This window comes from Cnuella takakiae, assembly GCF_001953305.1.
GTDB classification, from domain to species: domain Bacteria; phylum Bacteroidota; class Bacteroidia; order Chitinophagales; family Chitinophagaceae; genus Flavisolibacter; species Flavisolibacter takakiae.
This window is the reverse complement of sequence record NZ_MTFE01000010.1, coordinates 5,368,530-5,379,287: the sequence shown is the minus strand read 5'-3', so window position 1 is coordinate 5,379,287 and position 10,758 is coordinate 5,368,530. Positions and strand designations below refer to the sequence as shown.

12 protein-coding genes are annotated in these 10,758 nt (G+C 45.3%); 5 read left to right on the top strand and 7 right to left on the bottom strand.

Going from position 1 to position 10,758, the window contains the following annotated elements; all coding sequences use genetic code 11:
• The 4 genes from BUE76_RS24930 to BUE76_RS22930 all read left to right on the top strand — a co-directional run.
• The coding region (locus tag BUE76_RS24930) for a hypothetical protein (protein WP_216820719.1) at positions 1-186 on the top strand (186 nt) is incomplete at its 5' end.
• 515 nt (positions 187-701) lie between these two features.
• Positions 702-3,122, top strand: a complete 2,421-nt coding sequence (locus BUE76_RS22940; protein ID WP_073038820.1) for a glycoside hydrolase family 127 protein — start codon at positions 702-704, stop codon at positions 3,120-3,122.
• A gap of 436 nt (positions 3,123-3,558) precedes the next feature.
• Positions 3,559-3,882, top strand: coding sequence for a hypothetical protein (locus BUE76_RS22935; protein WP_073038818.1), 324 nt, complete (start codon positions 3,559-3,561; stop codon positions 3,880-3,882).
• Entirely contained in the window at positions 3,882-4,943 is a 1,062-nt protein-coding gene (locus tag BUE76_RS22930) for a Shedu anti-phage system protein SduA domain-containing protein (protein ID WP_073038816.1), read from the top strand. Before BUE76_RS22935 ends, BUE76_RS22930 begins: the two co-directional genes overlap by 1 nt.
• Positions 4,944-4,967: 24 nt before the next feature.
• Here BUE76_RS22930 and BUE76_RS22925 read toward each other — a convergent pair whose 3' ends face one another.
• The 7 genes from BUE76_RS22925 to BUE76_RS22890 form a co-directional block, all read right to left on the bottom strand.
• On the bottom strand, positions 4,968-5,150 hold the full coding sequence (locus tag BUE76_RS22925) for a hypothetical protein (protein ID WP_073038814.1): 183 nt from the start codon (positions 5,148-5,150) through the stop codon (positions 4,968-4,970).
• The gene (locus tag BUE76_RS22920; RefSeq protein WP_143157143.1) at positions 5,147-5,482 is read right to left on the bottom strand and encodes a hypothetical protein; all 336 of its coding nucleotides are present in this window, start codon (positions 5,480-5,482) and stop codon (positions 5,147-5,149) included. The genes BUE76_RS22925 and BUE76_RS22920 overlap by 4 nt, the downstream gene beginning before the upstream one ends.
• Before the next feature lie 4 nt (positions 5,483-5,486).
• Positions 5,487-6,389: a rolling circle replication-associated protein gene (locus tag BUE76_RS22915; protein ID WP_073038809.1), complete on the bottom strand. Its 903-nt coding sequence runs from the start codon at positions 6,387-6,389 to the stop codon at positions 5,487-5,489.
• A 420-nt stretch (positions 6,390-6,809) separates the two neighbouring features.
• Positions 6,810-7,118 carry a helix-turn-helix domain-containing protein gene (locus tag BUE76_RS22905; protein ID WP_073038805.1) on the bottom strand — a complete coding sequence of 103 codons (309 nt, stop codon included), beginning with the start codon at positions 7,116-7,118 and terminating at the stop codon, positions 6,810-6,812.
• Positions 7,119-7,205: 87 nt separating this feature from the next.
• Positions 7,206-7,631 (bottom strand): hypothetical protein, encoded by a 426-nt coding sequence (locus BUE76_RS22900; RefSeq protein ID WP_073038803.1) that lies wholly within the window; start codon positions 7,629-7,631, stop codon positions 7,206-7,208.
• A gap of 123 nt (positions 7,632-7,754) precedes the next feature.
• Positions 7,755-8,168: a response regulator gene (locus tag BUE76_RS22895; RefSeq protein WP_073038801.1), complete on the bottom strand. Its 414-nt coding sequence runs from the start codon at positions 8,166-8,168 to the stop codon at positions 7,755-7,757.
• A gap of 168 nt (positions 8,169-8,336) precedes the next feature.
• Positions 8,337-9,557, bottom strand: coding sequence for a site-specific integrase (locus BUE76_RS22890; RefSeq protein WP_073038799.1), 1,221 nt, complete (start codon positions 9,555-9,557; stop codon positions 8,337-8,339).
• Positions 9,558-9,940: 383 nt separating this feature from the next.
• Here BUE76_RS22890 and BUE76_RS24060 point away from each other — a divergent pair.
• Positions 9,941-10,758: DPP IV N-terminal domain-containing protein (locus tag BUE76_RS24060; protein ID WP_173702671.1), on the top strand; the 818-nt coding region annotated here is incomplete at its 3' end.

The following is a 10,758-nucleotide window of genomic DNA, read 5'->3' as shown; positions in this document are numbered from 1 at the left end:
AGCCCGCAGGGCTCAAATCTCAATAACCGCCGGTGCAACCGGCGGATGCCTGCAAACGATGCTCCTTCAATGACCAACCCCGTAGGGGTTGAATCTTTTGCATCTATGCTGTTCAACCCCTACGGGGTTGGGTGTGGTTATTTGCTGTTGGTTTTCTTTACCGCCGGTTGCAGTGGCGGCTATTGAGATTTGAGCCCTGCGGGCTTTGCCGCATGCGTAATATTTGTAACAGGTACAACTGGCCACAAATGCACAACTTGTCCAACACGCACAACTATCACAATGCAAACAATACCAATATCACTTACAACCTATGCAGCAGGAACAACATTTTAGGCATGCTCAACCTTTGCGGCATCCGCCATTCTTCCCTTTGTAAACACCCTTGGAATTCCGTTTTTCTACACTTGCTCCAACCTGCTAAACTATCGTTTTCCTTTACCTCTTGCAGCCCATCATTTCACCCGAACTTACCGGATTTTAACCAAAGCAATGGATGTGTGCCCGGTACAGCCATATCTGTCATTAGCCAAATAAAGCAATTGCAATTTCACCCCTTACTGGTTCTAAGCAACCGTAAGCCAAACCGGTTAAAATCGGTAAACATCGAGGTAATATGCATTTTGATGCAGCAGGTGCTTATGGTTAGCTTAGCACAGCGATTATTTGCCTCCAGTTGATCACCCAACAAAAAGACTCCCATGTTTCTAAATAATAAAAGCCTGGGCAAACTGGCCCTGCTGGCAGCAATGGCCGGTAGCGGTTTGGTGCAGGCACAGCAGCATGCCGATTATCCCATCCAACCTGTCGATTTCACCCGGGTGCATGTGCACGATCATTTCTGGATGCCCAAGATGGAACTCAATGCCAACGTCACCATCCCCTATGTACTCGACAAGGTGAAGACTACGGGGCGCATCGACAATTTCCTGCGGGCCGCCAAAAAGATACCGGGTGATAAGCTCACCACCTTTACGTTTGATGATACCGATATCTACAAAGTGATCGAAGGTGCATCCTACGCCCTGCAGGTAAAACTCAACCCCCAACTGGAACGGTATATCGATACGCTGATCTCCTATATTGCCGATGCGCAGGAACCCGATGGTTATCTCTATACCTTCCGCACCATCAACCCCGCCAAGCCGCATGAATGGGTGGGATTCAAACGCTGGGAAAAGGAAGAAGACCTGAGCCACGAATTGTATAACTCGGGTCACCTCTACGAAGCGGCTGTTGCCCACTATAAAGCAACCGGTAAAAAGAACCTGCTGAACATCGCCACCAAGAATGCCGACCTGCTGGTGCGTGACTTTGGCAAGGGCAAAGAAGAGCGCTATCCCGGTCACCAGATCGTGGAGATGGGCTTGGCCAAACTGTACCGCGCCACGGGCAAAAAAGAATACCTCGACCTCGCCAAGTTTTTCCTCGACACCCGCGGCCCCCGGCCTGGCAAAGAACCCAACGAATACGGGCAGGCACATGTGCCCGTGGTGGACCAGCACGAAGCCGTAGGCCATGCCGTTCGTGCCACTTATATGTACGCCGGTATGGCCGATGTGGCGGCACTCACCGGCGACCAGCGCTACCTCAAGGCCATCGATGATATCTGGGCCGATGTGGTGAACAAAAAAATCTATATCACCGGCGGCATCGGTGCCACAGGCGCCGGCGAAGCTTTTGGTGCGGCCTACCAGCTGCCCAATATGTCGGCATATGCCGAAACCTGTGCCTCCATTGCCAACGTGTACTGGAACAACCGGATGTTCCAGCTCCATGGCGATGCCCGTTATATCGATGTGCTGGAGCGAACCCTGTACAATGGGTTGCTGTCGGGGCTATCGCTAAGTGGCGACCGGTTCTTTTACCCCAACCCGCTGGCATCGATGGGGCAACACCCGCGCCGCGACTGGTACGACTGCGCCTGCTGTATTTCCAACATGACACGCTTCCTGCCATCGGTGCCGGGTTATGTGTATGCGCAAAACAAGAACGACCTCTATGTAAACCTCTTTATGAGCAATACCGGCAAGATCCAGTTGCCGGCGGCCCTCGTCAACATCACGCAGGAAACGGAATATCCCTGGCAGGGTGTGGTGAAGCTGAAGGTTGACCCCGACAAGCAGGCGGCCTTTGCCCTGCGGGTGCGGGTGCCGGGCTGGGCGCAGGGGATGCCCGTTCCCGGCGACCTGTACCGGTTTACGGATGGAAAAGAGCAGCCGGTGACCATCACGGTAAACGGCAAGACCGAACCCTACCAAATGGAAAAAGGCTATGCGGTGATCAACCGCAAATGGAAGAAGGGCGACCTGGTACAAGTGGTGTTCCCAATGGAAACCCAGAAGGTGCTGGCGCACGAAAGCGTTAAAGATGATAAAGGCAGGTTTGCTTTTCAACGCGGCCCCATTGTATATACCCTGGAGTGGGCCGACAATAAAGACAGCTTGGTGCAAAATATTTTAGTTGACAAAGATGCTCCCGTACAAGCCTCCTACCGTAAAGACCTGCTGGGTGGTGTGATGGTACTGGAAACAAAAGGCGTGGGCGCCAAGCGGCAGGTGGCTACGGATGCACTGCTGAAAACAGCGCAACCCGTAACGGCCATTCCCTATTACACCTGGGCCAACCGGGGCGCCGGCGAGATGATGGTATGGATTCCTTACGAGGAATCAGCTGCCAAGCCCAAGCCTGCACCCACCATTGCATCCACCAGCAAGGTATCGGCTTCCGTAAACAGCAAGACCATGCTGCTGGCCCTGAACGACCAGGCCGAGCCCGCCAGTTCCATCGACCACAACAACCTGTTTTTCCATTGGTGGCCCAAGAAGAATTCGCTGGAATGGGTGCAGTATGATTTCGATAAAGAGCATACCGTATCCGAATCTCAGATATACTGGTTCGATGATGCACCCTTTGGTGGTACGCGCATCCCTGCTTCCTGGCGTGTTTTATACAAAAAGGGGAACGAGTGGGTGCCGGTAAAAGCAGCCACTGCTTACGGTATTGAAAAGGACAAATACAACACGGTAAGATTTGAACCCGTCACCACCACAGCCATGAAGCTGGAAGTGCAGCTGCCCGCGGAGCATGCTTCGGGGATACATGAGTGGATATTGAAGTAGTGTTGCTGGTAAATGATTGTGTTTTTTCCGGAGTGAACTTGTGCCTGGAGATGCTGAAACTAGTACTCCGATATAAGCAGGAGATCCCGGACATATGTCGGAGATGACTGTGTCCTTATGTTCTGTCATGCTGAACTTGTTTCAGCATCCCCTTGTATACACGGGTACTCCGTAGGTGCAAGGAGATCCCGAAACAAGTTCTTAAGATGTGACAAATTATTAATAATCAAATACTTGCACGCTAAATATATCTAATGGGGATATATAGGGGATGTTTTGTTTAGCACACGTTTCTCAAGAACACCAAAGAAACCAATCAATTTGTTTTAATAATTACAGGTTCAAGTTCAAACTTGGTGGATAAGTAAGAGTAAAGAAGAGTTTTTAGTTTCTTATTTTAGGAACCAATTATTTAATTTTTAAATACCAAAACGAAATGACTATTCTTGAAATTCTTACCCTCGCCATCGAAAATAGAACACCCATTTGTTTTGAGTACGATTCTAAAAACAGAGTACCAGGAGTTAGATGGGGCAACCCACATGCAATCTTCTTACACCCAACAACCAACAACCTTATGGTTGATATCTACCAAACTTCAGGTGTTTCTGAAAGTAGAGAAAAAATTCCAGGGTGGCGACCATTTAAATTAGAATTTCTTGAGAACATCATTTTGCTCGAGGAAGCAGAAAAGTTTGTACAAGCTGTTGGATACAAACCTAATTCTGTTCAATATTCACGGGTAATTGCTAAACTCTAATGAGCGTACAATATCAACGGGAAATCTTTAAAAACGAAAAGCTTAGGCTTTTTATAAACTTTGGAGGAATTGACAGCAATGACTCTACTTCACGAGAACGTCTAACTCTTAATTTGTATGCTTTAAACAATAAATTTAATCATCTATTTTCTGCTACCCTCCAGTACTCTGAGATTAAATTGATATATGACAGTCTTAACTCTATCTCAATACTAAAGGATGAGACTTTAGATAACGAATGCTCATTTATTTCAGCTAGTGAAGATATCCGCGAGATTGCTTCAAAGATTGACAATGTTGATGTTAGTTTGTTGAAATCTGTTTTCAACAAAATTGGAGAAAATGATAAGCTTACAACAGTTCTAAATGCGTTATCTGAAAGTGAAATTCAGAATCTTCATGCAGCCATACGCCAAACGAATCATCGAAAAGCACTGGATGATCTCCTCTTATTGCTTCAATTGGAAGCTGGCGGAAACATTACTGAAGAAATAAAAGAACACCCATCCTTAACAAGGTATTTAGCTAAACAGCCTGAAAAAATATTTCAAAATTGGATTGAACAAAACCTTTGGACCTTAGGTGTAGATTACGTAAAGAAGCATCCCGCACGCCAAATCGGCATTTCGTCTGAAAGTGATTTGATAATGGAGACTACAGATGGCTTTATTGATCTTATAGAATTGAAACGACCAAAGTTTGACCTATTTGGATACGATGACAGTCATAAAAGCTATTATCCTTCAAAGGAGCTTTCAAAAGTGATTGGGCAGTGCATGCAATACTTGAAAGTTTTAGAAGATTACAAGCTCATCCTTGAAAAAACACATCGTTTCAAGTTATTGAGGCCTAGAATTAGAGTTGTATTAGGAAGGTCTTCAGATTTTAAAGAAGGGCAATTAGAAGCTTTAAGGATGTTGAATTCAACTTTAAATCAAATTGAAATCATCACATTTGACTATTTACACCAATGCGGAGCTAACATAGTATCGTACTATGATGAGCAATTGCAAGGAAGCCAAGAAGGCGAAGAATCTTTAGAAATGCCTACAATTTCCTAAAAGTAAACAGGAGGCTCACGCCTCCTAATTACTTGCAACAATTTTGTAAACATTGCATTTTTCGCAGTACAGGAGAAAGTCTTTCACTTTGTCATAGTAGTCAAAGTTGTACTTCTCGCTTTCAGGTAGTTGTTCAAACTCGATGATCTTGGAGTTGAGTACACAAGGCTCACACTCTAGGTGCATTAGCTTTTCAATGCAGTTCATAGGTATAGGTTTTTAGATTTTTGTAATTGGATGTATTCCACCGTTCTTTCAAGCAGGTAGTTAGCTTCAGTCAGCTTACCACTCCTAAACTTTTCTATGTTCAAGAGTGCCAATTTGGTAAGGTCATGTATGCCTTTATGGTGATGAAAGGCTGAGAGCAGCAAGGCAAGCAGTTCCTCATCTTGTTCAGAATGGAGCACCCGGAGAGCTCCGGATGCATCCTGAAAAATGGAGAACTGCAACTTTGCCCCGGCAAGCTCCGGATGGGTTTGCAGTTGTTCTTCCTGCTCTATGCCCCTGATCCGAAGTCCAGCACGTTCTAAGGCACTCACTTTTCTATTTTGAAGCATCTTCCACCTCCTTTTCTTCCTTACCCCACACTTCCTTGTTCTTTTGATCTATTTTGTTGTAGAAAGGGGATGTGGTTCGATTAAGCGGTATCAGGTGAACATTGCACCACTCCTTAGAGAAGGTCTTTATCGCCCCTCCAAGCAGCCCTTGTGCCTCTAAGCTTCGGAGTTGATGGATAAACTCCATCCCGGAATAGAACTCTGTATATAAGTGGCTTATCTTCTTGGAGCAGTTCCATACCTGGCAACCAAATTGCCCTTCATTTTTAGTTACATAACTTGTCAGGTATTTAACTAGCCCTCTGATATTACCTGTTTGAACAGCTTTCACGTTGAAGGCGGATGTAGGCTTATAGCCTTCCTCCCTGGGTACTATGCCATGCCGCTTTTGCAGTTCCAACCAATAGGGCCACCACTTCTTGATCTTCCACATCTTGTTTGTGATTAGATGAAAGTGGATGTTATCCTTGAAGACCTTGTTCTCTGTTTGCTTTTCAGCAACCCACAAGTACTGGAAATCGTCCATCCGCTTGCCTGCATTCTCTAGGAAGTCTCCAAGTACCTTAACTGCCTTCTGATCTTCTACAGCATTGCAGAAGGTCAGGGTAAGAAAGCTTAGGCGCTTGTTGATCCTTGCAAAAGAGATGATCTTCTTTCTAATCTTTGACTTTGTCCTGGGAGACATTGTGCGGAGTTTAGGGGCTTTCTTCTCCTCAGGAGTAGAAAGGAGCGGTTTTTCTAGGAGTTCTTCTACAAGTGATTTGACTTTCTTGGGATAGGTCTTCCTTTCGAGTGAAGACCCACCAAAACCGCCGATCTTATCCGCATGGACAGTCTGAGGAGCTACAACCACACAGCTAACACCGAAAGTGTTCTTCGATACTAGCATGAGGCACCTCCTTTTCGTTTCCAAAATGTCGGAATCGTTGCACAATAATTAAAATCATAAGCAGAGGTAGTAAGGGTAGTTTCACCAGGGGTGTTTTTCAAAGGATATTGGAGTACCTGAGAGAAACTAGAGGTATTACTAGAGGTGAATTTCTGGGTTAGTAAGCCCAGGGAGGCAAAGACCCAAAAAGGCAAGACCTTAGGAACGAGGTTCCCAGGATAGAACCGCTTGAGGAACTGCCTACTTCCTTTCTCATAGACATTGAAGTACTTGTAAGCAGGGTGCGATTGCCTCAGGAAGTTGGAGAAGCTTTCCAAGTCTCTTACATACTTCCACTTCTTAGGGTAAGTTTCTGCAAAGAATGCTTGACACTCGTACATCTTACCCTTTGGCTTCTTGGGGTTCTTTTGAATGGTGATATTAGCCATGGTAAACCCCTCCTTTCTTGTGTTTGCGTGAGGAGATACCTTCCAAAGAAGCTTTTACTTCGCACTCCTTGTACAAGACACGAGTACCGATTTTGTAAGCTTGTAGCTTACCCTGCTTTGTGTAGTCGTGCAAGGTGGGAAGGGTAATCTTCAGGAGATTAGCCACTTCTTTACGGGAGAGATAACCAGATACTTCAGTCTTCTGTGTTTGGTGCTGCATACCAATCTTGGCATCCAAAAGCTGCTCGATCTGTAAAAGCAGGCTTTCTAGAGTAACACCGGATAAAATAATTGAACTCATTTTTACTTGTCTTTTATTGACAGAGCAAAAATGAATATGGAGGGGGTGGGGGTAACCCGAAGGGGTAACCCCTTTACTTCAGGATTTTTACTTTTCCTTTTCAGCTCTGATCTTGGTTAAAATAATTTCGGCCTTTGCTTCCAGGTCGGATAAACCTAAACTTGCAAATTGTTGAACAAGGAAGTTGTAATTAGTTTCTGTTTCTAGTTTAGGCTTTACTTTTTTACCCAATTCAGCTAAAAACTTCTTGGCATTGTCCTGGTCAATGTTAATTATTAAACTTACCAAAAGGTCTTTTTGGTTCTGAGATATATCACTACGTTGGATAATTGGCTCCAATCCTTTCATGTAATGAAAAAGGAGAAATCGCTGAGCATCTGTTGCTCGCAAGCCTTTAAGTTTTTTAAAAACTTTTTCTTCCAATAAAGTGAGCCGCTGATCAATATCCGAGTTGACAGCATTTTGCTCCCTATTTTTTAACCAGCTTCCTACTTGATATTTAATTGAGTCCATGATGTAATTTAATTCAAAGAAAAGGCCCGCTGAGAACAGCAGGCCGCAACCAATCTATTTCAATACGTTGGTTCCCAATCCAAAATTTATTAAGGTGTGCTAAGCAGAAGAACTAAGCTCCTGCTATACATCAGCCTCATTACATAAGTGTTTTTCTAAAATTTTATTTATCACCTCCTTGTATTCTGAGGCATTCGTTGGCTTTACATACCGTGTAGCTTTGAAAAAAGTCAGATAAAAACTATCCAGCCTATTATTGCTACTTGAAAATATAACCATTGGAATATGCCTCATGTCGCTTTCAGAAGCTATTTGTCGCATAACTTCTCTTCCATCTAGCCCCGGCATATTTAAGTCAGTTACTATAAGGCTAGGATGTTGATCAATAAATGATTGATCTCTTAACTGATCTAGCAAAATGCTTCCATCATCAAAAAGGACTAGTTCAATTTCTTTAATTTGTTCTTCAAAAATCTGCTGAATGATTTCTCTTTCTTCCTTTTCATCATCAACCCAGTATACTTGAAATCTTTTCATATCCCGATTGCTGTGTAGTTTGAAAATTCGTTTTCAAATAAGTAAAACAAAGGTGTTGTATAAATTATGTTCTACGGGTTATCATCGGTGAAAAGCCTCAAAAACTCGATTTCATACGCATTTTTCCGGTTCGCTTATTAATATTCTATATGATTTAAATAATGTTTCTTAACTAAAGAAAGGATGGTTGATCAACTTGTTTGCATTGTCCTCCTGAGAGATGCGAATGTATTTAAGAAAGCTCTTTTCCGTCTTGTGTCCGGTGATCTTCATAATGGATATAGAAGGCACATTCTGCAAATAGGCGTTGGTTGCAAATGAACGCCTTGCTGTGTGTACTGTGATAAGCTCCGATTTTTGGAACACTTCCCGCACCCGTTTGCCTCCCTTTGTGCTTACCCGTTCAAACGCCTCCTCAATACCTGCTCTTTGCCCGATCTCTTTGAGGTAGTTGTTCATAACTGTATTGTCAATGCTTCGGGGTAACTGCCCCTCATATTTGGCTATGATCTCCTTCACCATGCCCTTGATGGGTATGATCACCAGTTCGTCTGTTTTTTGGGTTTTCACCTTGATCACCTGCCGTTCTTGGTTGATGCTTTCGATGTTTAGCTGAATGAGGTCGGAGAACCTTAGGCCAGTATAGCAGCCCACAACAAACAAATCACGTATCCTTTCCAGCTTGGGAGCGCCGGAGAGGTCTAAGGCATAGATGCGGCTGATCTCCTCTTCTGTTAAATAAATGGTTTGCGCCTCCTCGTAGGGGCTTTTAAACTTACGGCTCTGGAAAGAGTTGTTCTTTGTCAATCCTCGCTCAAATGCCTCCCTGATAAACACCTTGATGTTCTTTACATGGTTGCCGATGGTAAGCTGTTTGAGGTTGCGAACCTTGGTGAGGTAGTCTATAAAGGAGTTGTGGAAGTCCAAATCTATGGTATCAAAGTACAGAGGCTTGCGGGTATGCTCCTTATAGTCCTTGAGTACTTGGATAGATACCCGGATAGACTTCTTGGTAACCGGCTTACGGTCGGATGCCTCAAGTACCTGCTCCATGAAAGGGATAAACTCCTTAGTATTCTCCCGCTTGTTTAAGGCCTCATCTACAGCCTTACGGAGCAGATCGGGCGTAGGTGTGTAATCTTCCAGCAGCAACTTGCGGTAGGCGGTATTTACAGCCGTTTCCAGTTTGTCCAGCATGAAGTTGAAGTGGGAGTACTCCGGAAAGCTTCTAAGCTCCTTGGCTCTTTGCTTTTCGGGGTTCCAGTTCTTGGGGTGTATCTTTTGAGAGGTGGAGTACTTAAGTTTGGTAGAGTTGAAGTGATACAGAAGATAAACTAGGGTGTCTTCTGTTGCTTTTGGCTCTTTGAGCACAAAGGAGGCTTGGGGCATATAGATAGTATTGCAGCCCAAATATAGCAGAGCTTGGGGGATTGTGGAGGGGATGAAACAAGTTTATCTTGGCTCTTCTAAATGCAAAAGCTTTTCTCCTGAAAGTGCCTACAGTATTGGCTTACAGGAGAAAAGAAAGGAAAGAGATGCAAAATGGAGCAAGCTTAACGGAACTCCCGAAACAAGTTCGGGATGACAGATCCTTTGATGCTGTCATCCCGTCTCGCCTTAGCCGAGACCGGCATCCCAGCTACTTTCAGCGTGGGCAAGCTGCTAATATTTACCTCCTTTGTTTTCAGGTTAATATCCGGCAATTGGCTGTCAATTACTGCCAACCCCTGCGCAGGCTTTATCCCTAATTTACCGGATCAAAACACCGGAACATGTTCTTGCCCAGAAATAGATTTGCTGCCTTCCTAATGGCCTTGACTGCTGCTTTGCCGGCAACTGCGCAACAGTCGCCTGCAACGGTGCAAACAGCCAGTTCCATAACCACTTCAGGTGCTACTGTTTTACCCCGATACCAACCTACCCGCAACGAAATGCTGGAGCGCCACCGCAAAGCCGCTATCCTGGATAGTGTGGTGCGGCAGACTGTTTTTAAAACCACCATTCAACCCAACTGGCAACCGGGTGGGGAACGCTTCTGGTACCGCAACCTGCTGCGCGACAGCAGTTGGGAATACTGGCTGGTAGACCCTGCAAAAGGCAGCAGGCAACCAGCTTTCGACCAGCACCGGCTTGCGGCTGCCCTCGAAAAAGCAAGCGGCACAAGCATGCCAGCAGCAAAGTTGTCCATCAGCAATATGGAAGTAGGGGCAAAAGACCTGACCCTGCAATTGGGCAGTGAATGGTACAAGGTGGCATTGCCTGGTTATACCGTTGAAAAAACTACGGCACCTGCAACCACGGTGACCAGGCCTGCCGAAGAAAGAGCCGGTGCTAATTGGGGAGTGGCCAACCCAAACGAGGTGGGACCCGTTCGCCGGAGGGCAAGGGCTTATAGGTCTGATTCCCTTTCGGCCGATAAACAGCAGGTAGCATTTATCCGCGACTACAATGTTTATGTACAACCTGCCGCTGGCGGGGAAGCCATCGCTTTTACCAGTGATGGTACCAAAGAGCGGCCTTATGGACAGTTGCAATGGTCACCCGATGGCAAGCTGCTGGTAGGCTACCGCATCAAGCCAGTGGTGGATAA

Coding starts and splice junctions, on each gene's coding strand:
- BUE76_RS22940 (WP_073038820.1), top strand. CDS start 702: ATGTTTCTAAATAATAAAAGCCTGGGCAAACTGGCCCTGCTGGCAGCA.
- BUE76_RS22935 (WP_073038818.1), top strand. CDS start 3,559: ATGACTATTCTTGAAATTCTTACCCTCGCCATCGAAAATAGAACACCC.
- BUE76_RS22930 (WP_073038816.1), top strand. CDS start 3,882: ATGAGCGTACAATATCAACGGGAAATCTTTAAAAACGAAAAGCTTAGG.
- BUE76_RS22925 (WP_073038814.1), bottom strand. CDS start 5,150: ATGAACTGCATTGAAAAGCTAATGCACCTAGAGTGTGAGCCTTGTGTA.
- BUE76_RS22915 (WP_073038809.1), bottom strand. CDS start 6,389: ATGCTAGTATCGAAGAACACTTTCGGTGTTAGCTGTGTGGTTGTAGCT.
- BUE76_RS22905 (WP_073038805.1), bottom strand. CDS start 7,118: ATGAGTTCAATTATTTTATCCGGTGTTACTCTAGAAAGCCTGCTTTTA.
- BUE76_RS22900 (WP_073038803.1), bottom strand. CDS start 7,631: ATGGACTCAATTAAATATCAAGTAGGAAGCTGGTTAAAAAATAGGGAG.
- BUE76_RS22895 (WP_073038801.1), bottom strand. CDS start 8,168: ATGAAAAGATTTCAAGTATACTGGGTTGATGATGAAAAGGAAGAAAGA.
- BUE76_RS22890 (WP_073038799.1), bottom strand. CDS start 9,557: ATGCCCCAAGCCTCCTTTGTGCTCAAAGAGCCAAAAGCAACAGAAGAC.